Annotated in this window: 23 protein-coding genes and 1 pseudogene; 15 read left to right on the forward strand and 9 right to left on the reverse strand. The window is 71.0% G+C overall.

Annotated elements, in window-relative coordinates; genetic code table 11:
* The first annotated feature begins 9 nt into the window (after positions 1 to 9).
* The 5 genes from nuoL to H505_RS43035 all read left to right on the forward strand — a co-directional run bounded on the left by nuoL (position 10) and on the right by H505_RS43035 (position 7,395).
* Positions 10 to 1,926 (forward strand): NADH-quinone oxidoreductase subunit L, encoded by a 1,917-nt coding sequence (nuoL, locus tag H505_RS0119490; RefSeq protein WP_026403319.1) that lies wholly within the window; start codon positions 10 to 12, stop codon positions 1,924 to 1,926.
* Positions 1,923 to 3,491, forward strand: a complete 1,569-nt coding sequence (locus H505_RS0119495) for an NADH-quinone oxidoreductase subunit M (RefSeq protein ID WP_026403320.1) — start codon at positions 1,923 to 1,925, stop codon at positions 3,489 to 3,491. The genes nuoL and H505_RS0119495 overlap by 4 nt, the downstream gene beginning before the upstream one ends.
* Complete coding sequence (nuoN, locus tag H505_RS0119500; protein WP_026403321.1) at positions 3,488 to 5,053, forward strand: NADH-quinone oxidoreductase subunit NuoN; 1,566 nt, start codon at positions 3,488 to 3,490, stop codon at positions 5,051 to 5,053. Before H505_RS0119495 ends, nuoN begins: the two co-directional genes overlap by 4 nt.
* A gap of 10 nt (positions 5,054 to 5,063) precedes the next feature.
* Positions 5,064 to 6,104, forward strand: coding sequence for a polyprenyl synthetase family protein (locus tag H505_RS0119505; protein ID WP_425248260.1), 1,041 nt, complete (start codon positions 5,064 to 5,066; stop codon positions 6,102 to 6,104).
* A 94-nt stretch (positions 6,105 to 6,198) separates the two neighbouring features.
* Positions 6,199 to 7,395 (forward strand): PP2C family protein-serine/threonine phosphatase, encoded by a 1,197-nt coding sequence (locus H505_RS43035; protein WP_245592572.1) that lies wholly within the window; start codon positions 6,199 to 6,201, stop codon positions 7,393 to 7,395.
* Between the two features lie 326 nt (positions 7,396 to 7,721).
* Here H505_RS43035 and H505_RS0119515 read toward each other — a convergent pair whose 3' ends face one another.
* From H505_RS0119515 to H505_RS0119535, 5 genes are all read right to left on the reverse strand, one after another.
* Positions 7,722 to 8,321, reverse strand: a complete 600-nt coding sequence (locus tag H505_RS0119515; protein ID WP_034518675.1) for a GTP-binding protein — start codon at positions 8,319 to 8,321, stop codon at positions 7,722 to 7,724.
* Positions 8,302 to 8,724, reverse strand: a complete 423-nt coding sequence (locus tag H505_RS0119520; protein WP_026403324.1) for a DUF742 domain-containing protein — start codon at positions 8,722 to 8,724, stop codon at positions 8,302 to 8,304. Before H505_RS0119520 ends, H505_RS0119515 begins: the two co-directional genes overlap by 20 nt.
* Entirely contained in the window at positions 8,724 to 9,143 is a 420-nt protein-coding gene (locus H505_RS0119525; protein WP_026403325.1) for a roadblock/LC7 domain-containing protein, read from the reverse strand. Before H505_RS0119525 ends, H505_RS0119520 begins: the two co-directional genes overlap by 1 nt.
* Positions 9,140 to 9,415: a hypothetical protein gene (locus H505_RS0119530; protein WP_026403326.1), complete on the reverse strand. Its 276-nt coding sequence runs from the start codon at positions 9,413 to 9,415 to the stop codon at positions 9,140 to 9,142. Before H505_RS0119530 ends, H505_RS0119525 begins: the two co-directional genes overlap by 4 nt.
* A gap of 569 nt (positions 9,416 to 9,984) precedes the next feature.
* The gene (locus H505_RS0119535) at positions 9,985 to 11,640 is read right to left on the reverse strand and encodes a prenyltransferase/squalene oxidase repeat-containing protein (protein WP_245592573.1); all 1,656 of its coding nucleotides are present in this window, start codon (positions 11,638 to 11,640) and stop codon (positions 9,985 to 9,987) included.
* 1,109 nt (positions 11,641 to 12,749) lie between these two features.
* On the opposite strand from H505_RS0119535, the gene H505_RS0119545 reads away from it, so the two are divergent.
* The 3 genes from H505_RS0119545 (at position 12,750) to H505_RS0119555 (ending at position 17,792) form a co-directional block, all read left to right on the forward strand.
* On the forward strand, positions 12,750 to 14,054 hold the full coding sequence (locus H505_RS0119545) for a cytochrome P450 (protein ID WP_245592575.1): 1,305 nt from the start codon (positions 12,750 to 12,752) through the stop codon (positions 14,052 to 14,054).
* 33 nt (positions 14,055 to 14,087) lie between these two features.
* Positions 14,088 to 15,011, forward strand: a complete 924-nt coding sequence (locus H505_RS0119550; RefSeq protein WP_157433057.1) for a terpene synthase family protein — start codon at positions 14,088 to 14,090, stop codon at positions 15,009 to 15,011.
* Positions 15,012 to 15,374: 363 nt separating this feature from the next.
* Positions 15,375 to 17,792, forward strand: a complete 2,418-nt coding sequence (locus tag H505_RS0119555) for a sensor histidine kinase (RefSeq protein WP_064743672.1) — start codon at positions 15,375 to 15,377, stop codon at positions 17,790 to 17,792.
* 25 nt (positions 17,793 to 17,817) lie between these two features.
* Here the strand turns inward: H505_RS0119555 and H505_RS47840 are convergent, their stop codons facing one another.
* On the reverse strand, positions 17,818 to 18,165 hold the full coding sequence (locus H505_RS47840; RefSeq protein ID WP_157433058.1) for a hypothetical protein: 348 nt from the start codon (positions 18,163 to 18,165) through the stop codon (positions 17,818 to 17,820).
* Between the two features lie 110 nt (positions 18,166 to 18,275).
* Between H505_RS47840 and msrA the strand changes: the two genes are divergently transcribed.
* From msrA to H505_RS51765, 4 genes and pseudogenes are all read left to right on the forward strand, one after another.
* Complete coding sequence (gene msrA, locus H505_RS0119565; RefSeq protein WP_026403333.1) at positions 18,276 to 18,932, forward strand: peptide-methionine (S)-S-oxide reductase MsrA; 657 nt, start codon at positions 18,276 to 18,278, stop codon at positions 18,930 to 18,932.
* Positions 18,933 to 18,977: 45 nt separating this feature from the next.
* On the forward strand, positions 18,978 to 19,289 hold the full coding sequence (locus H505_RS43045) for a hypothetical protein (protein ID WP_051300895.1): 312 nt from the start codon (positions 18,978 to 18,980) through the stop codon (positions 19,287 to 19,289).
* Positions 19,286 to 19,681, forward strand: coding sequence for a PIN domain-containing protein (locus tag H505_RS0119575; protein WP_026403334.1), 396 nt, complete (start codon positions 19,286 to 19,288; stop codon positions 19,679 to 19,681). Before H505_RS43045 ends, H505_RS0119575 begins: the two co-directional genes overlap by 4 nt.
* Before the next feature lie 47 nt (positions 19,682 to 19,728).
* Positions 19,729 to 19,830: pseudogene (locus H505_RS51765) on the forward strand (peptide-methionine (S)-S-oxide reductase MsrA); the annotation flags it as partial.
* 1 nt (position 19,831) lies between these two features.
* Here the strand turns inward: H505_RS51765 and H505_RS0119580 are convergent.
* Positions 19,832 to 20,275 carry a hypothetical protein gene (locus tag H505_RS0119580; RefSeq protein ID WP_245592574.1) on the reverse strand — a complete coding sequence of 148 codons (444 nt, stop codon included), beginning with the start codon at positions 20,273 to 20,275 and terminating at the stop codon, positions 19,832 to 19,834.
* A gap of 44 nt (positions 20,276 to 20,319) precedes the next feature.
* Positions 20,320 to 21,582: a helix-turn-helix domain-containing protein gene (locus H505_RS0119585; protein ID WP_026403336.1), complete on the reverse strand. Its 1,263-nt coding sequence runs from the start codon at positions 21,580 to 21,582 to the stop codon at positions 20,320 to 20,322.
* Between the two features lie 146 nt (positions 21,583 to 21,728).
* On the opposite strand from H505_RS0119585, the gene H505_RS43050 reads away from it, so the two are divergent.
* Both H505_RS43050 and H505_RS0119595 read left to right on the forward strand, forming a co-directional pair.
* A complete protein-coding gene (locus H505_RS43050) occupies positions 21,729 to 22,121 on the forward strand; it encodes an ATP-binding protein (RefSeq protein ID WP_051300896.1) in 393 nt (130 codons plus the stop codon).
* Positions 22,097 to 22,474, forward strand: coding sequence for a glycosyltransferase family protein (locus H505_RS0119595; RefSeq protein ID WP_026403337.1), 378 nt, complete (start codon positions 22,097 to 22,099; stop codon positions 22,472 to 22,474). Before H505_RS43050 ends, H505_RS0119595 begins: the two co-directional genes overlap by 25 nt.
* A 215-nt stretch (positions 22,475 to 22,689) precedes the next feature.
* Here H505_RS0119595 and H505_RS0119600 read toward each other — a convergent pair whose 3' ends face one another.
* Complete coding sequence (locus H505_RS0119600) at positions 22,690 to 23,127, reverse strand: DUF1801 domain-containing protein (RefSeq protein WP_026403338.1); 438 nt, start codon at positions 23,125 to 23,127, stop codon at positions 22,690 to 22,692.
* A 250-nt stretch (positions 23,128 to 23,377) separates the two neighbouring features.
* Between H505_RS0119600 and H505_RS0119605 the strand changes: the two genes are divergently transcribed.
* The coding region (locus tag H505_RS0119605) for a transposase (RefSeq protein WP_026403339.1) at positions 23,378 to 23,655 on the forward strand (278 nt) is incomplete at its 3' end.

Consider the following 23,655-nt stretch of genomic DNA (forward strand, 5'->3'; position numbering starts at 1 on the left):
AGGGCGGGGATGCAAGCCGAAGGCATCCAGGCCGCGGCCTGGCTCCTGATCGCGCTGCCGCTCGCGGGCGCCGCGATCCTCCTCCTCGGGGGGAGGCGCACCGACCGCTGGGGGCACCTGCTCGGCGTCGCCATGTCGGTCGGATCGTTCGTCGTCGGCGCGGCGATGTTCGCCCAGATGCTCGGATACGACGCCGAAGAGCGGCGCCGCACCCTGCACCTGTGGGACTTCATCGACGTCGGGGCGTTCAACGTCGGCATGGACCTGCTGGTGGACCCGCTGTCCATCAGCTTCGTCCTGCTGATCACCGGTGTGGGATCGCTGATCCACATCTACTCCATCGGCTACATGGAGCACGACCCCGACCGGCGCAGGTTCTTCGCGTACCTGAACCTGTTCGTGGCCGCGATGCTGCTGCTCGTCCTGGGCGGCAACTTCGTCGTGCTCTTCATCGGCTGGGAGGGCGTCGGCCTCGCCTCGTACCTGCTCATCGGGTTCTGGCAGCACAAGCCGACCGCCGCGACCGCCGCGAAGAAGGCGTTCGTCGTCAACCGCGTCGGCGACATGGGGCTGATCCTGGCGATCGCGCTGCTGTTCAGCGCGCTCGGCTCGGTCGACTTCACCGAGGTGCTCGGTGAGGGCGCCGAGCACGCCGGCCTCGCCGCCGAGCTGAGCACCGGGACGGCCACCGCCGTCGCGCTGCTGCTCCTGCTCGGCGCGTGCGGCAAGTCGGCGCAGCTCCCGCTGCAGTCCTGGCTGCTGGACGCCATGGAGGGCCCGACGCCCGTGTCGGCGCTCATCCACGCGGCGACGATGGTCACCGCGGGCGTCTACCTGATCGTCCGGTCCGGGCCGATCTTCGAGCTGTCGACCACCGCGCAGCTCGTCGTCACGATCGTCGGCGCCGCCACGCTGCTCGCCGGTGCGATCATCGGGTGCGGCAAGGACGACATCAAGAAGGCCCTCGCCGGGTCGACGATGTCGCAGATCGGCTACATGACGCTCGCCGCCGGGCTCGGCAAGGCCGGGTACGTCATCGCCATCGCGCACCTCATCGCGCACGGCTTCTTCAAGGCGGGCCTGTTCCTCGGCGCCGGCTCGGTCATGCACGGCACCAAGGACGACGTCAACATGCGCCACTACGGCGCGCTCCGCGGCGTCATGGCGATCACCTACGCGACCTTCGGGCTCGGCTACCTCGCGATCATCGGGTTCCCGGGCCTGTCCGGCTGGTTCACCAAGGACGTCATCATCGAGACGGCCCTGCACAAGGGCGGCACGTCCGGGTACATCCTCGGCGGCTGCGCGATGCTCGGCGCCGCGATCACCGCCTACTACATGTCCCGCGTCATGTTCATGACGTTCTTCGGCGAGAAGCGCTGGGCGGACGACGTCCACCCGCACGAGTCGCCGAAGGTCATGACCGTCCCGCTGATCCTGCTGTCCGTCGGCTCCCTGTTCGCGGGCGGGTTCCTGGTCCTCGGCGGGTTCGGGTCCTTCCTCGAGCCGGTCGTCGGCCACCCCGAGGAGGAGCACCACTTCCAGGCGCTCACCGGCCCCGGCATCGCCACGTTCGTGCTGGTGCTGCTCGGCGCGGCGATCGCCTGGCGGCAGTACGGTGCCCGCAAGGTGCCGCGCGAGCAGCCCGCCGGGTCGTTCCTCACCGTCGCGGCCCGCAAGGACCTGTACGGCGACGCCATCAACGAGTCGCTGCTGATGCGGCCCGGCCAGTGGCTGACCCGGCTCGCGGTCTGGTTCGACGGGCGCGGCGTCGACGGCGCCGTCAACGGCATCGCCGCCGGCATCGGCGGCGGCTCCGGCCGGCTCCGCCGGATCCAGACGGGCTTCGCCCGGTCCTACGCACTCTCGATGTTCGCGGGCGCCGCCGTCGTGGTGGCCGCCCTCCTGGTGGTGAACGTGTCATGAGCGACCTTCCCTGGCTGACCGTCCTCATCGCGCTGCCGCTGGTGGGCGCCGCCGTCCTCACGGCGCTGCCGTCGAGGGACGCGCTGGTCAAGCGGTTCGCGCTCGGGGTCTCGACCGTGGTCGGGGTGCTCACCCTGGTCATGGCGGCCTCGTTCGACCCGGGCGGCGCCCGGTTCCAGTTCGAGGAGAAGTACGACTGGATCCCGTCCTTCGGGGTCCACTGGGCGGTCGGCGTCGACGGCGTGGCCCTCACGCTGATCGTGCTGTCGGTGATCCTCGTCCCGCTCGTCATGCTGGCGTCCTGGAACGAGGACGACCGCTCCGGGGGCGTCGACGTCCCCGCCAAGCGGTCCGTCAAGACGTACTTCGCGCTGCTGCTGACGCTGGAAGCGGCCATGATCGGCGTCTTCGCGGCGACCGACGTGTTCCTCTTCTACGTCTTCTTCGAGGCGATGCTCATCCCGGTGTACTTCATCATCGGGTACTTCGGCGGCGCCCAGCGCTCCTACGCGGCGGTCAAGTTCCTGCTGTACTCGCTGTTCGGCGGGCTGATCATGCTCGTCGCGGTGATCTGGCTGTACCCGCTGTCGGCGAAGCCGGAAGCCGAGGGCGGGCTCGGGCAGGGGACGTTCCTGTTCTCCGAGCTGACGCAGCTGAACATCGACCCGACCACCGCGAAGTGGCTGTTCCTCGGCTTCTTCATCGCCTTCGCGATCAAGGCGCCGATGGTGCCGGTGCACACCTGGCTGCCGGACGCCGCGCAGCAGGCCCCGGCGGGCGCGCTCGTCCTCATCGTCGGCGTCCTCGACAAGGTCGGCACGTACGGGATGCTGCGGTTCTGCCTGGAGCTGTTCCCGGGCGCCGCCACGTGGGCCACCCCGGTGGTCCTCGGCTTCGCGGTCCTCAGCATCATCTACGGCGCGGTCCTCGCGATCGGGCAGGTCGACCTGAAGCGCCTCGTCGCCTACACCTCGGTCTCCCACTTCGGGTTCATCGTGCTCGGCATCTTCGCGATGACCTCGCAGGGGCAGTCCGGCGCCGCGCTCTACATGATCAACCACGGGTTCTCGACCGGTGCGCTGTTCCTGATCGTCGGCTTCATGATCGTCCGGCGGCGGTCGGCGCGGATCGGCGACTACGGCGGCGTGCAGAAGGCCGCGCCCGTCCTCGCCGGGGCGTTCCTCATCGCGGGCCTGTCCGGCCTGTCGCTGCCCGGCCTGTCCACGTTCGTGTCCGAGTTCCTCGTGATCGTCGGCACGTTCAGCCGGTACGAGTGGGCCGGGGCCCTCGCCGTCAGCGGCGTCGTCCTCGCCGCGATCTACATCCTGTGGACGTACCAGCGCACCATGGGCGGCCCCAAGGCCCCGGCGGTCGAGGGGATGAAGGACCTCACCGCCCGGGAGAAGTGGGCCATCGCGCCCATCCTCGCGATCATCGTCGCGATGGGCTTCTTCCCGCAGCCGGTGCTGAACGTCATCAACCCGTCCGTCGAACAGACGCTGGTGCGGGTCGACCAGCATGACCCCGCACCGACCAACGTCGCCGAGAACGGAGCCCGTCCATGAGCACCCTCGCGCAGGGCGCCGACATCCCGGCGCCGCACATCGAGTACGCGGAGATCGGCCCGCTGCTGATCGTCCTCGGCGTCGCCGTCCTCGGGGTGCTGGTCGAGGCGTTCGCCGGCCGCGCCTGGCGGCCCCGGCTCCAGGTCCCGCTCGCGTTCCTCGGCCTGCTCGGCGGGTTCGTCTGGACGGTCGCGCTGGCGTGGGACGGCGCCCCGCACCACGTCGTCGCCGAGGGGGCCCTCGGCGTCGACGGCACCACCCTGTTCCTGCAGGGCACCATCCTGGTGCTGGCGCTCGTCAGTCTCCTGCTGATCGCCGAGCGCGGCGGCGACCGCGCCGGCGGGGCGTTCGCCGCGCAGGCGTCCGCGCTGCCCGGCAGCGAGGCCGAGCAGCGCACGCAGTCGGCGGGCATCGTGCAGACCGAGGTCTACCCGCTGATGATGTTCGCCGTCGGCGGCATGCTGATCTTCCCGGCGTCCAACGACCTCCTGACCATGTTCATCGGCCTGGAGGTCATGTCCCTGCCGCTGTACCTCCTGTGCGGCCTCGCCCGGCGCCGCCGCCTCCTCTCCCAGGAAGCGGCGGTCAAGTACTTCCTGCTGGGCGCGTTCTCGTCGGCGTTCTTCCTGTACGGCATCGCCCTCCTCTACGGCTACGCCGGATCGGTCACGCTCGCCGCGATCTCGCAGGAGATCAGCCGGGACGCGGGCAGCGAGACGCTCCTCCTCGCGGGCGTCGCGCTCCTCACCGTCGGGCTGCTGTTCAAGCTCGGCGGCGTCCCGTTCCACATGTGGAAGCCGGACGTCTACCAGGGCGCGCCGACCCCGATCACCGCGCTCATGGCGTCCTGCACCCTCGTCTCGGCGTTCGGCGCGATCCTCCGCGTCTACTACGTCGCGTTCGGGACCCTCGAGTGGGACTGGGAGCCCGCCATGTGGGGTGTGGCGATTCTCACCATGGTCGTCGGCGCGATCATCGCGATCACGCAGACCGACATCAAGCGGATGCTCGCCTACTCGTCCATCGCGCACGCGGGCTTCCTGCTCATGGGCGTGATCGCCACCTCGCGGGAGGGCCTGTCGGGGTCGCTGTTCTACCTGGCGGCCTACGGGTTCACCACGATCGGCGCGTTCGCCGTCGTCACGATGGTGCGGGACGCGGGCGGCGAGGCGGCCCACCTGTCCCGCTGGGCCGGGCTCGGCAAGCGCTCCCCGGTCGTCGCGGGCGTCTTCTCGCTGTTCCTCCTGGCGTTCGCCGGCATCCCGCTGACCAGCGGCTTCACCGGCAAGTTCGCGGTGTTCAAGGCGGCCGTCGAGGGCGGGGCGACGCCCCTCGTCGTCGTCGGCGTCATCGCCTCCGCGGTCGCCGCGTTCTTCTACGTCCGCGTGATCGTCGTCATGTTCTTCAGCGAGCCGGACGCCGACGGCCCCGTCGTGGTGGCCCCACCGGCCACCGCGATCGTCGTCGCGGTCGGAGTGACGGCTACTGTGGTACTCGGCGTGCTCCCGCAGCCGATTCTGGACCTCGCGGGAGATGCCACCACGCAGATGTTCGTCCGGTAGGGAGTCTTGGGTGAGCAACGCCTTCGCTGAGGAGTCCGGCGGGCCGGCCGTGCAGGAGACCGGCCCGTTCGGGCTTCCCGTGGACTCGGCGCTCGCGGCCGAAAGCCGACGGTTCCTGGCCGCCGTCGAGGAACTGCTCCTCGACTCGGTCCGCAGCGACAACCCGTTGCTCAACGAGGCGTCCAAGCACCTCGTCGAGGCGGGCGGCAAGCGCTTCCGGCCCATGCTGGTGACGCTCGCCTCGCACTTCGGCGACCCGACCGCGGCCGGGCTCGTCCCGGCCGCGGTCGTCGTCGAGCTCACCCACCTCGGCACCCTGTACCACGACGACGTCATGGACGAGGCGACCGTCCGCCGCGGCCGCCAGTCCGCGAACGTCCGCTGGGACAACACCCGAGCGATCCTCACCGGCGACTACCTGTTCGCCCGCGCGTCCGACCTCCTCGCCGACCTCGGCACCGAGCCGGTCCGCATCCAGGCCCGCGCGTTCGCGCGCCTCGTCCGCGGCCAGATCGAGGAGACGACCGGCCCCGCCGAGGGCGCCGACCCCCTCAAGCACTACCTCCAGGTCCTCGCCGACAAGACGGCGTCCCTCATCGCGGTCTCGGGCCAGTTCGGCGCCCTGCTGTCCGGCGCCCCCGCCTCGACCGTCGACACGGTCACCTCCGCCTGCGAGAAGATCGGCATCGCCTTCCAGCTCTCGGACGACATCCTCGACATCGACTCCGAGACCGAGGAGTCCGGCAAAACCCCCGGCACCGACCTCCGCGAGGGCATCCGCACCCTCCCGATGCACCACGTCCTCGCCGGCGTCGGCTCCGGCCCCGACGACGCGCGCCTCCGCGACCTGCTCGTCCAGGACCTCACCGACGACGCCCTCCACGCCGAGGCCCTCGCCCTCCTGCGCGCCCACCCCGCGATGGACCGTGCCCGCGCCGACCTCCTCCGCGTCGCCGAGGACGCCCGCGCCGAACTGCTCACCCTCCCCGACAACCCCGCCCGCGACGCCCTCACCGCCCTCTGCGACTACGTCGTCAGCCGCACCGGCTGACGGCGTCCGGCCCGCGCCGGTTCGCGGGCCGCGGCGGCGATGGTCCGCGGTACCGGTATCGGGGAAGGGAAGGCGGGAAACGAGGGAGGCTGCGGTGGCGGACAGCGGGCTGCTCCTGGGGGATGTTCTGGCGGCGGCGGAGAACGCCGCACCGGTGGAGTCCATCGACGTGGTCGCGCGGAACCTGCGGCACCGGTTCGGCGGGACGGCGGTGTCGTTCCTGTTCGTCGACCTCGTCGGCCGGCGGCTGGTGCGCTTCATCGAGGACGCCGACCCGCACCGGGGCCAGGAGGCCGAGCAGATCTCCCTCACCGGCAGCGTCTACGACGAGGTGCTGCGCACCCAGCGGATCGTCAAGGCGCCCGGCTGCCAGGGGCAGCGGGTGATCGCGCCGGTCACCAACCGGGGCGACACCATCGGTGTCCTGGAGCTCACCCTGCCCGAAGCGACCGACGACGTGCTGGAGCAGATCGGCGAGGCCGCGCACGCGCTCGCCTACATCGTCGTCGCCGACCGCCGCTTCACCGACCTGTACCTGTGGGGTCAGCGCACCACCCCGGTGAGCCTGTCCGCCGAGATCCAGTACCAGCTGCTGCCCTCGTCCACCTGCTGCGAAGCCGCCGAGTTCACCCTCGCGTGCGCGCTGGTCCCGGCCGACGACATCGGCGGCGACACCTACGACTACACCCTCGGCCACGACACCCTGCACCTGTCGGTCACCGACGCCATGGGCCACGACGTCGACGCGGCCATGCTCGCCACCCTGCTGGTCAACGCCTCCCGCCGTGCGCGGCGCGCCGGCATCCCCCTGTCCGAGCAGGCCGACCACGTGCACCGGGCCGTGCTCGACCACGGCGGCGAAACAATCGCCACCGGCCAGCTGCTGCGCATCACCCTGGCGGGAACCAAAGCCCAGCTGGTCAACGCCGGGCATCCCCGGCCGCTGCTCCTGCGCGGCGGCCACGTCGGCGAGGTGCCCCTCGACGTCGACCTGCCGTTCGGTACTCCCGTGCCCGGCGGCTACCGGGCGCAGGACCTCGACCTGCGGCCGGGCGATCGTCTCGTGCTCTACACCGACGGCATGCAGGAGCGCCGGGCCGCGATCGTCGATCTGCCCGCCGTCATCCGCGAGACCGCCGATCAGCACCCGCGCGAGGTCGTGCGGTCGCTGACCGCCGCGGTGCACGACGCGTGCCACGGCGCCCCGGAGGACGACGCCACCGTCATGTGCCTGGACTGGCACGGCCCCCGCCCCGAAGACCTCGAGACCCTGGCCACCGCCGACACCTGACCCCCGCACCGGTAACAACGGCGGCCCGCTTCGGGGACGTCCCTCTCAGATTTGACCCGCGGGGCGCCCGGACTAAACAGCGGCCCGTTTCGGGGGCGTTCGTTCTTGAGGCGTTGGCGGCCTACGGCGTTGTGGGGTGGGGAAATGTCAGCGCTGGTGTGGCCCGGCGGGGTGCCCGGTGACGGCGGCGGCCCGTTTCGGGGGCGTCCGTTCCTGAGGCGTTGGCGGCCCACAGATGTGTGAGGTGGGGAAAAGTCAGCGCCGGTTGTGCCCGCCGACTCGAGTCGGCGGGCACAACCGGCGCTTCGTTTTCGGTTCCGGGAGCCTCAGACCGGTTGTTCTTCGGTGAGGCCGCGGGCCTTCATGGCGTGCAGGACGAGGTCGATGAGGACCTCCTTGCACGAGGTGAGCTTGCGGGCGTCGCAGAGCATGACGGGAACCTTCGGGCCCAGGTTGAGGGCCATCTGGATCTCTTCGAGGTCGTACTGCTGGGCGCCCTCGAAGCAGTTGACGGCGACGATGAAGGGGGTGTTGCGGCGCTCGAAGTAGTCGACCGAGGGGAAGCAGTCGGACAGGCGGCGGGTGTCGGCGAGGACGACCGCGCCGAGCGCGCCGAGCGTGACCTCGTCCCACATGAACCAGAACCGCTGCTGCCCCGGCGTGCCGAACAGGTACAGGACGTACTCGTCCTGCATGGTGATGCGGCCGAAGTCCATCGCGACGGTCGTCGTCTGCTTGCGTTCGACGCCGGAGACGTCGTCGACGCCGATGCTCTCGTCGGTGAGGACCTCCTCCGTCCGCAGGGGGCGGGTCTCGGAGACGGTCCCGACCATCGTGGTCTTGCCGACCCCGAAGCCGCCCGCGATGACGATCTTTACCGCGGTGGGCAGCCGACGCGCGCGCACACTAGAGGGCCCGGAGACCATCGATCACCGCCTTGTAGAGCCTGATGTCGTGCATGTCCGCCTCCGGCTCGGGCTCCTGCATCATGACGTACCCCTTGTCGAGGAGGTCGCCGAGCATGACCCGGACGGTCGCGACGGGAAGGTCGAGGTGGCCGGTGAGCTCCGCCACCGACATCACCGACTGGCACAGCCGGATGATCGCGAGGTGCTCGGGGCCGAGGCCGACGGCGCCCTCGGGTTCGGGGTTGGACGCCACCACCAGCGTGATGAGGTCGAACTTGCCGCGGGCGGGTTCCATCCGCCCGCTGGTCATCACGTACGGGCGCACCATGGGGCCCGCGCGGTCGTCGAGCGGCTCGTCTCCGGCGGGCGGCCGCGGCCCCGGCTCGTCCGGCCAGGGGTGAGGGCCTTCGGGCGGCATCATCAGGACTTGTCCTCCGCGATCTCGGACCGCGACGGCGTCGTCAGGTGGTGGCCCATGGACGTGACCAGCATCGCCATCTCGTAGGCGATCAGGCCCACGTCGGCCTCCTCGCCGGCCAGGACCGCCAGGCACGCGCCCTTGCCGGCCACCGTGACCAGCAGGAACGCGGACTGCATCTCGATGATCGTCTGCCGGACCGGGCCGCCGCCGAAGCGCACTCCGGCGCCCTTCGCCAGGCTCTGCATGCCCGCCGCGACGGCGGCGAGGTGCTCGCCGTCGTCCTGCGTCACTCCCTCGGAGGAGGCCATGAGCAGCCCGTCGGCCGACAGGACGACCGCGCCACGGGCGTGCGGGAGCCTGCGGACGAGGTCGTCCAGCAGCCAGCCCAGGTCGGTTGCGGACCCCGTCTTCTGCGTCACTGCTCTTCCTCGCCTTTCGCTGCTGTAGTGCCGAGGTTCGCGGCCGCGTCGTCGCGACCGCGTCGACCGCCGCGCTGGTACGCCCCCATGATCCGCTTGATCTCTTCGGGGCTGCGGCCGGGGTCTGCGTCCTCGTCCGGCTGGGGAGCGGGGGCGGCTTCGTCGGTGCGCAGGGGCTCTGCAAGGTTCGCCTGCGGCACCCGGACGGGCAGTCCGGACGGTGTGGTGGGGATGTCGGGCACGGGTGGCAGGTCCTCCGGCTCGATGGTCACGGGACGCTTCCCGTCGCCCGGTGGAACGGCGCGCGGAGAAACCTCCGCTCGGGAGCGTGTCTCGGCCCTGAAGGCGGTCGTCGCGCGCGTCCGGGCGGGGCGGCGGTGCGCCCGTGACCGGCCGGACGCCGCGGGGCGCGGGCGCGCACCGGGGGTGCGTCCGGCGGGGGGCGCCTGCGGGGCCGCGCCGGTCGGTGCGTCGTGCCGGGGGGCGGTGCCGACGGCGGCTCGGACGGTGTCACCGCCCGGGGACGCGCGGGACGCGCGGCGCCGGAGTGCCGTGCCCGAAGGCAACGGTGTTCCGGGCGCCTTTTTCAAGCGCGAGTCGCGGAAGCGCATTACTATCGCCCCAACAATATGTGAATTGACCCGCAACCGCTTCCGCCAGGTTCAACGGCACGGTTCGCGTGTGGTCGGTGAGTGGTGCACAGGCGACCGCCAGCCGCCGTTCCATACGGCGTAGAAGACTAGCAACATGACCATACCCCCTCAAGGTGAACCGTCAACAACGACGGCAATGTCGCATTTGAGGGGTCCGTCTTGCGTGTCGTGTTGTGTCGTAATTCACGTTATCTAAAGTCGGTCGCCGCTCCCGCCAAGGCCAGCGCGGAGATGACCGCCGCGCGCACGATCGCGGCGGGGCGGTACAGATCCTTGTCGTGCCACATCGCCGGTTCCGCGTCGTCGTCCGGCGCGGCGAGAGAGCGCAGCAGGAGCGGGCAGGCCCGGCCGACCGCGCGCAGCGTCCCGGTGTCGGGAATGCCGCCCGTCAGCAGGAGCAGCTGCACCGCATAGGCCGTCTCCTCGGCGGTGCCCTCCCAATGCCCCCAGGACCCGTCCTCCCGCTGGGCGTCGAGCACCCACCGGCGCGCCGCCGCGACCGCGCCGCCCGACTCCGGGCCGCCGAACCCGGCGAGCGCGACGGCCGCGCACGCCGTCGCGTAGAACGGGGACGCGTGCCAGCGGTCCAGCCAGCTCCCGTCCGGGGCCTGCTGCCCGCGCAGCCAGCGCGCCGCCTTGCGCGCGGACGCCGCGTACCGCGCCGCGTCCGCGCCGTCCAGGGCGTCCCCGCGCGCGGCCAGGTACTGCCCGAACGCCTCCAGGACGTGCGCGTTCGTCGTGATCGACGCACCGTCCTCGCCCTGCCACGTGCAGAAATGGGCGTCCAGCTCGTAGGCGTGCAGCGCATCGGGCGGGTGGGGTGCGCCGAGCAGCGCCAGCGCGTACAGGGCGCCCGAGGTCGTGTCGGCGTCCGCCGGCAGGCCGTCCGCCGCGGAGGTGCCGAGGGGGCCGAGCGGCGTCGTCAGGCTGAGCACCAGCTCCGGAGGGACGGCGAACGGGACGTCCGCGCGCGCCAGCCACGCGAGCACCCACCCGCGCTCGAACACCGTCAGCGGGAAGCCGCACGGGACGGGCCCGCCGTGCTCGGCCACGACGGTCTCCAGGTACCAGCGGGCCGGGCTGCTCGGCTCGACCGGCCCGTGCCCGAGCCAGGCGGCGGTGGCGGCCGGGGACGCGCCGATCGTGCCGGTGGGCTCCGGGCTCAGGCTGGGCAGCCCGGCGGCCGCGGGCCCGGCGATCTCCAGCGCGTGCACGAGCTTCTGCGGGACGTCCGCCCCCGAGGCGAGGAGCGACCGGACGAGGTCGAGCTTGGCGGAGTCCATGCCCGCCGGGAGGGGCAGCGCGTACCCCGCCCATACCTCCAGGCCCGGCACCGGACGCTCGCGCAGGCCCTCCAGCGACGCGTTGATCCGCTCGACCAGCGCGGGGACGATCAGCTCGACGGCGGGCAGGTCGGGCAGGTCCAGGGCCGGGGCGGACGGGCCGCACATCCGGGCGGACACCGCCGCGAGGGCCCGCGCCGCGGCGTGCGCGACCGCGGCGCCGTCCGCGCGGGCGCCGTCCGGCGCGTCCAGCACCGACAGCAGGGCTTCGGTCGCGCTCAGCGTCGGGACGATCGCGTACCCGTCGTCGGGCGCGCCCCACGCGCCGTCCGGTCGCTGGGTCTCCAGCAGGAAGCGGACGCGTTCCGCGTGACCGCTCAGCCAGGGCACGAACGTCACCAGGCGCCCGGTCTCGTACACCGACGGGGACGCCTGCCCCCACGGGCGGGCGACGAGGCCGTCGATCAGCTCCTCGGTGGCCGCGGCGAGACGCGGCCGGACGGCCGGGTCGCCGACGGCGGACAGGGCGGGGTCGGTCAGCGGATGGTCATCGATGCTCACGGCACATCCCGGAGGTCGGCGACGGGGAAGAGACCGGCGCAGGAGCGCCCTCGTACTGCATCGAACCGGGCGGGTCGCCGGTGGCGGCTGCCGCCGCCGGCGCGGCCGGTGAGGTCCACGGACAGGTCGTCCACGAGTCGGGCGTCCACGGAAGACGTCTGCGGGCACGGTGTCGGGAGGTTCGCGGGGTACCGGGGCTCGCGGGCCAGGATGTCCACGTCAACGGCCTTTCCGGCTGCCCTCGCTCTGGTGGAGCGGACCTGCGGCGACCCCTCCGGGCGCGCGGCCGCCCACCCGGACGGCGCCAACCCTATTGGAGCGGTTTGTGCCATTCAGTCCAGCTCTGCAGGAGCTTGTGGCGATTTGCAACTTTCGTTGGGATTATCACAGAGCTAATTAACGTAAGCAAGGGTGGTATGCGAAGGAAGATGACCGGCTTTCGAGTGACGCTAATCACTCAATCCTGGCATCTCAATATGTGAGACGAGATGGGCGGACGCCCACGGCGGTCGGCGATACGGGTTTTCGGAGTCGATGCGCGCCCGCCCTGATGGTGGGTCAAGGAACGTGACAAAACGGACAAATAACTCGCACTGGAATGGTGACGGCCGGGTCAGATCAAGGGAAAAGTCGAGCTTTCAGACTCTGGACGCGATGTGTTCGACGTCACTCCGGGGCGGCTCGGCGTCCGCCGCCGGCGCCGTTCGCGCCTCCTCCGAGCATTGGGTGCGCCGGTCCTTACAAAGGCGTGCACTGGAGTGGAACTTACCTGTGAGGCGTGAAACAGTGGCGACTGGCGATCTTGTACGGGTAGCGAGGGGTATGTGATACTTCGGGGCAAGATCACGTTGTTTGTCCCGATTGTGTTGCGTGCTCGCTGGGGAGGCCGCTGAGGCGAACTATGTGCCGATTGCCCGGTATATAGGGGTCTCGGGTGTCGGTCTCGGTGGTCCGAGCCGCCGGGCGGGCGACCCGCGTGCCCCGGCGTCCTCCGGTCCGAGCCGTCCGACCTTCACCGCCCGGGAGGGCATCGCGTCATGTCGATCACCACGGACTCCGCCCACGGTTCCCGTGCCTTCCAACCGGATCGTCCCGTCGTCAAGATGCCCATGCGCCGGGTGGCCGCGCGACTGCGCCGCGGCGGCCCGCTGCACCTGCTCGACTCGATCGGACGGGACGCGGACGGGTCGATCACCCGCCTGAACCTGGGGCCGTTCCGGCCCTTCCTGGTCACCCACCCCGACGACCTGCAGCACATCCTGCGCGACCGCCGGGACAACTACCCGCGCGGCGCGGCGATGTGGCGGGCGCTCGGCCGCCTCACCGGCGACGGCATCGGCGGCGAGGGCGAGCAGTGGGCGGCGTCCCGGGAGATCCTGCGCAACGCCTTCTCAGGCCGCTACCTCGCCGCGATGAGCGAGCAGATGATCTCCTCGATCGACGGCGCCGTCGAGGACCTCGGCCGCCGGAGCGGCCCCGGCCGTCCGGTCGACGCGGGCGTGGAGATGACCCGGGTCGTGCAGCGGGTCATCAACCCGGTCTTCTTCGGGTCGCTGGTGCCCGACGAGGAGGGCGACCGGCTCGGCGAGGCGATCGCCACCGCGATGGGCAGCCTGCTGTGGCGCATGGCGATGCCGTTCATGCCGCACGCGGTCCCGGTGCCGGGCGACCGCCGGTTCAACCGGGCGACGCGCACGGTCAACGAGATCCTCGGGCCCGTCGTGAGCTCCGCGCGGAACGGGCGGCTGGACGGCCGCGACGTGGTGACGCTGCTGCTGAACGGCACCGGCGCCGACGGGCGCCCGCTCACCGACGAGCAGGTGTGCCAGGACATCATCGCCCTGTTCGTCGCCGGATCCGAGTCCAGCGCCATCGCGCTCACCTGGATCTGGGCCGCGCTGGCCCGGCACCCGCACGTCGCCGCGGCCGTCACCGACGAGGTCGACCGGGTGGTGGGCGGCGAGCCCCTGCGCCGCGAGCACATCCGGGCGCTGACCTACACGCAGCAGGTCCTGGACGAGGTGCTGCGCATCTACTCCGTCGGCTGGGCGGTGCCGCGGACGGCCCTGCGGGACGACGTCATCGGCGAGGTCGAGATCCCCGCGGGCTCCACGCTGGCGATCAGCCCCTACCTGACCCACCGGCTGGAGGAGTTCTGGGAACGGCCCCTCGAGTTCGACCCGGACCGGTTCGCCAAGGAGCGGGTCCGGGCGCGGCACCCGCTCGCCTACCTGCCGTTCGGCGACGGCGTCCACCAGTGCCTCGGGCAGGCGTTCTTCGCCCAGGAGGCGACGCTCATCGTGGCGAGCGTCCTGCGCCGCTACCGGGTGGCCGTCCAGGGGGACGTCGACCCGAAACTGAGCCTCACGCTCCAGCCGAGCGAGCCCGTCCAGCTCGTCCTCACCCCCCGCTGAAGCCCACGCCCCCAGTCGACGGAAAGGTGATCGGTGGAGATCACAGTGCGCGGCCGCCCGCTCGGCGCGGACCTGGCGCGGGACGCCGCCCGCCTCGCCCCCGAGGTCGAGCGGGACCTGAGCGCGCGCATGGCCGCCCACCCGGAGCTGTTCCCGGCGTCCCCGATGGGGCCGGTGGCCGGACGGCTCAGCAAGGCCATCGCGTACGGCGCGCCCTGGCACACGGCGGACGAACTGCGGACGTCCGCGCGGACCTCGCTGTGGATCTTCGCCGTGGACTGGCTGGTGGACCACCGGGCGACCGAGCCCGCCGAGGTCGCCGGCATCGTCGAGCGGTGCGCCGCGGTGGCCGACGGGCGCCCCCCGGTCGACCCCCTCACCCGGTTCCTCGCCGAGCTGCGCGACGACCTGGCGGCCTCGTCCCCCGCGTTCGCCGAGTACGAGCCGGTGTGGCGCGAGGAACTGCTGCGGATGCTCCAGGCGATGCGGCGCGAATGGCAGTGGAAGGCGCGCCTCGGGGCCGGGGGCGCGCGGCCGTCCGCGGCCGACGACGGCGACCCCGTCCCGACGACCCTCGACGGGTACCTCACCATCGCGGACAACTTCGGGTCGGCCTGGGTGAACGCGGCGCACTGGATCGCCACCGGAGACGCCGCGGTCTTCGCGCATCTGGACGTCCTGCGGCGCGCCAGCCGGGTCGTCCAGTGCGCGCTGCGGCTCCTCAACGACCTGGCGACGGGCGACCGCGAGACCGTCTGGAACGACATCAACGCCGTGGCGCTCGGCGTCCCGGCGGAGGCCGTCAAGGCGCGCATCGACGACCTCGCCGACGAGACGGAGCGGCTCCTGGCGCCGCTGCGCCGGGACTGCCCGCAAGGTGCGAACTATCTGTCGCAGCAGTTCCAGTGGAGTCGCGACTTCTATGGGCGGGGGCACGACTACTGGGGCTCCCTGTGACACCGGAAGTCGTCACCGCGCATGCCGAGGCGGCGTGCCGGGGTCCCCTCGGCGATGCGCCGGCGAATTTCCGCGAACACGCAGATGTACGGCGCTGACCTGCCGATACTCGCCTTTTTCGCTATTGTTCCCGCGAAGCGGCGGGTGTGCCGAGCCCGCGGCCGTACGGAGCCGTCCGCACGCCGACAGACGGACGGACGGCGTTGCTGCGGACGTATCACCACAGAAGTGTGGTGATACGCGATTCCTCAGAAACCGTCCGTTGCTAAGGTGCTCTGCGTGCCAATCGTGGCCTGAGAGCCGCCCAGTCGCCGTGGACGGCGATATGGGGCGCCCCCCGAATCATCGTCTGAGGACTTCTTGATGCGTTTGAGCCTGCCGTTCGCCGCCCGCCGGGACCGGCCCCGCAACATCCGGCTGCGGGCCCGGATCGTGTTCATGATGAGTTCTCTGGTGGCGCTCTGGGTGTTCGCCGCGTGGGTGACCACCCAGGAGGGATACGACCTCCTGCAGACGGGGAAGCGCGACTCGACCGCGGGCCGTCCGACCAAGACGCTGATCAACGTCCTCCAGGACGAGCGGCGCGCCTCCATGGTCTTCCTCGGCAGCGGCAGGCAGGCCGCCGCGGCCGCCGAACTCCAGGAGCGCCGCGCCCACACCGACCGGACGGTCGAGCAGTGGCGCGAGACCGCGCCCGACGCGCCCGGCGACAAGATCAAGCAGTACGTCGCCGCCACCGGCCGCGAGCTGAACGCCCTCTCGGAGACGCGCGCCGCCATCGACGCGGGCACCGTCGACCGCGGCCCCGCCATGCGGTCCTTCAACGAGACGATCGACGCGGCGCTGCTCATCAACTCCGCCGCGGCCGAACTGTCCGACCCGGAGATCTCCGCGGACGGCCGCGCGCTGATCGAGCTGACCCGCGCCCGCGAGATGCTCGCCCGCGAGGACGCGATGCTGGGGGGCGTCCTCGCGGAGGGCCGGTTCCGCTCGTCCGGCGAGTTCATCGAGTTCGCCCAGGCCGTGTCGCTGCGGACGAACGCCGAGCAGCAGGCGTACCGGCAGCTTCCCGCGGGCGACCGCCGCAACCTCGACGGCCTGCGCGGCGGCGCCGCGTACGGCACGCTGCAGGAGCTCGAGAGCCAGGTGCTCCAGCGGCAGGGCGCCCGTGGCCGGGTGGGCGTCACCGCCCCGCAGTGGCGGGCCGCGACCAAGCCGGTGCTCACCCAGATCGACCAGGCCATCGACGCCGGCGGTGACGCGGTCGTCGAGCGCGCCGCCCCGATCGGCTACATGGTGGCGGGGCAGTGGGCGGGCGCCGCCGTCCTCGGCGCCCTGGCGGTCGCCGCCTGCCTCGCGCTGGCGTTCACCGCCGCCCGGCAGCTCCTGCAGCAGCTCAACCGGCTGCGGGACGCCGCCCAGGACCTCGCCGGGCAGCGGCTCCCCGACGTCATGGCGCGGCTGTCGGCCGGCGAGCAGGTGGACATCGCGGCCGAGGCGCCGCCGCTGCAGTTCGGCACCGACGAGATCGGCCAGGTCGGCCAGGCGTTCAACGCCGTCCAGGAAGCCGCGATCAGCGCCGCCGCGGGCCAGGCGGCGCAGCGGGAGGCGTCCCGGAAGATCCTGCTGAACCTGGCGCAGCGCACCCGCGTCATGATGGCGCAGCAGCTCAACCTGGTCGACGCCATGGAGAAGCGGCAGGACATCGACCTGCGGCAGCTGAAGGAGCTGTTCCAGCTCGACCAGCTCACCGTGCGGGGCCAGCGGTACGTCGACAACCTGATCGTCCTGGCCGGCGGCCGCACCGTGCAGCGCGCCCGCGCGTCGGCGCCGCTCATCGACGTCATCCGCGCCGCCGTCGGGCAGGTCGAGGGCTACGAGCGCGTCAACCTCCGGCGGATCAGCGCCCACCGCATCAGCGGCTACGCCATCGGCGACACCGTCAGCCTCTTCGCCGAGCTGATCGACAACGCGGTGAGCTACTCGCCGCACACCGTCGACATCGAGAGCGACGTCACCGCGCGGGGCATCGCGGTGACCATCGACGACCGCGGCCTCGGCCTCAGCGACGACCAGATCGAGCGCATCAACACCTTCCTCGCGCAGTCGCCCGAATTCCTCACCGCCCAGTTCAGCGCGGGCGAGCAGGCGCAGCTCGGCCACTTCGTCGTCGCGATCCGGGCCCGCCACCACGACATCACGGTCACGCTCAAGAAGAGCCCCTACGGGGGCGTGACGGCGGTCGTCCTCATCCCGAACAAGCTCCTGCACGAGCAGGACCCCGAGCAGCCCGACGAGGACACCCGCGACGCCACCCGCCCGGACCCCGTCCCCGTGGGGGCGCCCGCCGGACCCGCCCCGGTGCGGGAGCCGCGCGGCAACGTGGCCCCGCTCCGCAAGGAGCGTCCCGGCCCGGCGCTCACCGCCGTCGTCGAGGAACCGCGCCCCGACGACGAGGCCGAGCGGCCGGCGGCCCCCGCGAACGGCACCGCCCCCGACGGGGACGACGCGCCGGACGGGCAGGCGGCCGAACCGTCGCAGACGCTCGAGATCGAGGCGACCCCCAACGGACTCCCCGTCCGCCGCCCCCAGGAGAACCTCGTCCCGGCCCTCCGCACCCCGGCGGCGCCCGCGGAAGAGCCGGTCCCGGACGCCGAACCGGCGGACATGCGCGACCCCGAGGACGTCCGCCGGATCTTCGGCTCCTACCAGCGCGGCACCCAGCAGGGCCGCGCCGACGCCGGCGGCACGCCGGACGCCGAGCCGGACGCGGAGGACTGACTGCGCGCCGCCGCTCCCGGGCCCGTCAGCGGCTCGGGAGCAGCGGCGGCCACGTGAGCCGGCTCGTCACCCGGAAGTCGCCGCCGTACGTCCGGTCGCCGCACCGCACCCGCACCGCGTGCGTGCCGGACTCGGCCCCCGCCCGCACGACCGCCGTCCCCGCGCCCTCGTCCAGCCGCACCTCAGCGAACGCCGGGGACGACACCGTCCCCCCGCCGCACCCGGGCACCGAGACCTTCACCTCGTCCCCGGGCCGCGCCATCCCGGGATCCACCGTCACGCCGCCGCGCTCACCGGTCGTGGCCTCGCCCGCGGCGGGCACCGCCAACCCCGCGGCGATGAGGGCGCCCCCCAGGACAGTGACGCTGAGCACGCGCAACGAAACTCCTCGGATCGAAATGTGACGCCCGGCACTTTAGCCGCTCGCGCGCATCCGCTCCAGAGGAGCCGCTGACCTCCGCTCCGAAGAGCTAACCTGAAAGCATGTTCGGCCTAGCCAAGACCCAGATGGTCACCCCGGAGAAGGCGCTGCCCGGCCGGGACGAGCCCATCCCGGTGCCGCCGCGCCACGACGTCCTGGACGCCCCCCTCGCCCCGCCCTACCCGGACGGCGTCGAGATCGCCGAGTTCGCCCTCGGCTGCTTCTGGGGCGCCGAACGCAAGTTCTGGCAGACCCCCGGCGTCGTCTCCACCGCCGCCGGCTACGAGGGCGGCTACACGCCCAACCCCACCTACGAAGAGGTCTGCAGCGGCCTCACCGGCCACACCGAGACCGTCCGCGTCGTCTACGACCCGTCCCAGATCACCTTCACCGAGCTCCTTCGCGTGTTCTGGGAGGCCCACGACCCCACCCAGGGCATGCGCCAGGGCAACGACGTCGGCACCCAGTACCGCTCCGCGATCTTCTACCGCGACGACGCCCAGCGCGCCGCCGCCGAAGCCTCCCGCGACGCCTACCAGCCCGTCCTCACGTCCGCCGGCTACGGCCCGATCACCACCGAGATCACCGCCGCGACCGACTTCTACTTCGCCGAGGACTATCACCAGCAGTACCTCTCGGACAATAAGAACCCGAACGGCTACTGCGGCATCGGCGGAACCGGCCTGTCCTGCCCGGTGGGCGTAGCCCCCGCCGAGTGACGACGACCGCCCTCGGTTTGCTACTCGAGGTAGTAAACTGAGGGCATGGCTGCGGAGGAGAAGGAGTTCGGGCTGGGCGAAGGTCCGGCGGTGAAGGCGAGCGTCTCGCTGAGAGCCGGGAACATTCGCGCTGTTCGTGAACGGGTGGGAAGCCGCGGTTTCTCCGCCTATGTCGATGCCGCAGTCGAGCGCCAGATAGAGCGGGACCTGCTCGAGGAGGCGCTCCAGGCCAATGAGAACGCTTCAGGACCGATCCCGCAGGCGCTGCGCGACGAAGCCGCAGATCTCTTCCGTGCCGTCAAGGCGGCGCCCGAGTTGCAGGAGGGCGCTGAGTGGGCCGGTCACGAAGCAGGTTGAGCGCGGGCACGCTCGTCCTCGACCGCGAAGGACTGGTCAAGTGGTGCCAGGCCGACCAACGCGTCACGGCTCTGGTCCGCGAAGCTCAGGAGAGCGACTTTCGCGTAGTGGTCAGTGCGCTCACTCCGATCGAAGCCCAGGACGTTCGGACCAGGCCGGACAGGCTTCGCTGGTATCTGTCCAGGCTCCGCATCGAACCGGTCACCGAAGAGATCAGCATGGCCGCCATCGACCTGCTTCGCGCTAACCGGCTTCACGGGCACAAGTACGCGATCGACGCGGTCGTCGCGTCCACAGCGCTCCAGGCTCCGAGGCCCGTGATCCTTCTGACTTCCGATGAGGATGACATGACGACCCTTTGCGGGAAGTCCGTCAAGGTGGTCGCCGTATGACTGGGCCAGTCCTTACCGTTCGGTCTCGGTCTATGTGTACTGACGACTACCACCAGCAGTACCTCTCGGACAGTAAGAACCCGAACGGCTACTGCGGTATCGGCGGAACCGGCCTGTCCTGCCCGGTGGGTGTGGCTCCGGTCGAGTAAGTCAGTCGCGCCGTGCCCCGTCCGGCCAGATGACCCGGACGGGGATGTCGCGTTCGCGGGCGTAGGCGACGACATCGGCCGTGCCGCCGTAGCCTCGTGCGGGCTGCCCGTCCCACACCGCCCACAGCTCGTCGGCGTGGTCGAGCATGTAGGCGCTTGCGGCCATGTGGGCTTCGGAGTCGGACTCGATGAAGTCGAGCCGGTGGACCTCGCGCGCGACCGACAGAACCCGGTCGTACTCCGCGTGGGCCTCTGCGGGGAGTCCTTCCCGGTACTGCTGGGCGGGAACGATGACCTCGATGGCTCCGCCGTGGTCCAGGACGGCGCGGGCGAAGATCTGATCCGCTCCGTCCGCCAGACAGGACAGTCCGGTCGTGCCCTCCCCAAGCGGGACGAGCATCTCCCGGATGGCCTCGTCAACGAGGCGCTCGGTTTCGTTGGGCATGCCTCGGTGGCCGGAGATCGCGATGCGTGGCAAGGCTGGTTTCCTTAGATGAGGGTTGATCGTAGGTACCGGTCGAACTCGCGAACCTTGGCGGTCTGCGAGCCTCGGTAATCGCGCCGGAACCTGCGGGCTCGCTGGATGACTCGTTCTGACGAGTACGTCGCGCCGATCTTCAGCGCGTCGCAGCCGAGCCGGAACGCCTCGTCCACCTGGCTCGCGTCGTGGTCGAGTTCTCCGCCTTGCCGGACGGCGGTGGCCACCTCCAGCATGACGGCGGCTCGCTGCTTGGGCGCTGGCTGCGCGCTGGTGAGGGACTCGGCGAATGCGGCCAGAGCGGGACTCGGCTGGTTGAGTCGTACGGAGACCAGAGCCCGGTATCCGGCGAGCTTCGCGTCATCGAACGGGAACACCCACGGCCAAGGCGGCGCGGACATGCCGTTCTTGCCGACGGCCTGATCCGCTGCCAACAGGGCTTCGGTGCTGCTGTCTTCCCGCTGCATGCTGGCGTGGGCGAGAGCCTCGATGGACGAGAGCCACGCGCGTGGTGTCGAGTGCGCACGCGGGCCGATCTGCTTGCGTGCCTCGGCGACGAGCGCAAGGCCGAGATCGGGGTCGTCGGCGTCGATCTCGAACGCTGCGAGGCTGCCCAGCATGTAGGCGCTGAGCAAGTCGTGTCCTGCTCGGCGGGCACGGTCGACGGCCATGCGGTAGTACGTCCGCGCGGTCCCGATGTCGTGCATGTCCGCATGCAGCCATGCGGCGAACCCGGCGGCCTCGCTGACTGCTGCGGCGATGTCGGTGGCGAACGGGGAACGTCCTGTCCGGCTGTAGCGCTGATCGGCCATCTCGACGTGGGCGACGACCCCACGAGCGAGTTCACGGGCGGGCGTCGTCGCGTCCAGGCGCCGCTGACTACCTGTGATCGCGGTCAACGTCGGCGCCGTGGTCTCGTCGGTCTCGGCGCGTGCGGGGATGGGAAGCATGGCAAGGGCGACTGCCTTGCCGAACTCTCGGCGGTCCGTGGGATCGTCACCTCCTCCGTCGCCGAACCGGAGTAGCTGAAGCGGGATTCCGAGTCGGCGCGCTATCTCCCTGACCTGGTCGAGCGTGAGCGGCTGAGTGCGCCGCAGCACCTTCGAGACCCAGCTTTGGGAGTAACCCACCGCCGTGGCCAAGTCCGCCTGCGTCCAGCCACGCGCACGGCGTACCTCGTCCAAGAGCGTGGGGATGTCGCAGCTCGCGAGAGCTGCCGCGACGGCAGGTGTGGACCAGAACGCCGGTGGGGGGCTCTGTTCTGTCTGATCCATGAATCTAGGCTACGCGCCGCGTTCGCGCCGCTCCGTATTCGTAACAGGACCGGCCTCAAGTCGCGTCGGTGGTACCGAGTCCACCGTCACGCTCCGTGCCCTCAGGATCGCTAATCACCAACCTTCACGTTCGAGAGGTCGTAGCGATGCCCGTGTCAGCGCCCGAGATCCCGACTCTCATCCTCGAACCGACCGACCGCGCGCCGAGCCTGGCGCGGGCCTTCCTCGCCGAGCAGTTCCGCAACTGGGGCGCCGAATCCGACTACGTGGGGCGGCTCGTGGTCTGCGAGCTGGTCACCAACGCCTACCTGCACGGCGCCGGAAAAATCATCGTGCGGGTCTTCCCGGACGCCCGTGAGGGCCTGGCCGTGATCGAAGTATGGGACCAGGGACCGGGCCTCCCGGCCGTCCAGCCGGAGAGCGCCGACCTGACCTCGGGACGTGGGTTGCTGCTGATGTCGGAGATGGTGCGGGCCTGGGGCACGCGCCCGATCACGGAAGGCGGGAAGATCGTATGGGCGGCCTGCGCCCTGTGGTGAACCGTGCGGAGAAGTACGTCTTGCGGTGGCGCACCCGGCGGGGCCATGCAATCGCGGTGCGGTACCTAGACCTCCTCGCCACCGCCTTGGAGCCTCGGGGGTGGCGCTTCGTCCGTCTGTATCGGCCTCAGGAGTTCCCGGTCCCCGTTCCGCTGCTGTGGATCTACGCGAGCGGTGCCGCGGATGACGTCGGCCTCGTGGTCAACGTGCTGGCGACTCCGCACGGGATGTGGGGCTATCACGAAGCTGCGCGGGGGCGGCATGGTTACCTGTTCCCCTGCGGAGATGCCAAGGCGGCGGCCGAACAGGTAGACAAGCTTCTCAAGCACCGGATGTTCCCCGACTGCTGGTAGCGCATCCGGATGAACGCTGCTCCTGCACCGAACTCATTCGAGGGCAACCCTGACCCGTACCGCAGGGCCGTTCACGGCCCGAGGAACGGAAGCGGGGGCGGCAGCAATAATACCCCACCCCGTGCTTTGGGAGCCGTTCGACTGCGATGAACGGGAGCGGGGCGTGGTCGCCGTGTGACGCCGCCGGCGCGCGTGCGCCGGCGGGCTCGCACGTCTCAGCTCACGGCCCGCTTGACCAGGGCGGCGATCGCTTGCTCGGCCTGCTCTGTCAGCAGGGTGACGGCGTAGGAGGTGGGCCACAGGCCGTCGCCGTCGTCGAGGCCGGCTTCGGGGGTGAAGCCGAAGGTCGAGTAGCGCTCCTTGTCCACATGCCCGCTGCGGAAGAAGCAGAGGACCTTCCCCTTCCGGGCGTAGGCCGGCTGCCCGTACCACAGCTTCGGCTTCAGCTCGGGGGCGTTGGCGGTGACGATGGCGTGGATGCGTTCGGCCGCCGCGCGATCGGGCGCCTCCATCTCCGCGATCTTGGAGAGCACGTCGAGTTCCTCGGCGGCCGCCTTGTTGCCGCGTCCGCGCTCGGCCTCCTTCTTCAGTTCCGCCGCGCGCTGCTTCATGGCGGCGCGCTCTTGCTCGGAAAAGCCGTTGGTCACTGTCATTTCCCTGGTCGGATTGGTGCGTTGCGTTTCCGAGCCTGCCGCGCCCGGGGGCCCGGCGCTTCTCGATTCGTGACCGTTCGCGCGTCCGCAGGGGAAGACCCCGCAGGGGGAAGGTCGTTTCGGCGCCTAGAAGAGGGACGTGAGCTGGGACGATAGCGTGACGAGCGGGTCCGGTCGGTCGGCTTGAGGTGCCACGGATCTTCCGGACAGGGCCCCAACTAGAGTTGGGGAGAACCGGAAGGGAAGGTCGTTGGCACGACAGAGGCGGCATTTCACCCAGGAGCACAAGGACGAGATCGTCCGGATGGTCCTGGACGGCCCGCGCCCCATCGCCCATGTGGCCCGTGAGGTCGGCATCCACGACACCACCCTGGGCAACTGGGTCAAGGACTACCGCAGACGCCACGGCGACGACGCGTCCACCACACCGGCCGGCGCCCCGAAGAGCCTCCGGGAACGCGAACTCGAACGCGAGAACCGCAAACTCCGCGAAGAGAACGAGTTCCTGAAAAAAGCCGCGGCCTTCTT

This window comes from Actinomadura rifamycini DSM 43936, from assembly GCF_000425065.1.
GTDB classification, from domain to species: Bacteria; Actinomycetota; Actinomycetes; order Streptosporangiales; family Streptosporangiaceae; genus Spirillospora; species Spirillospora rifamycini.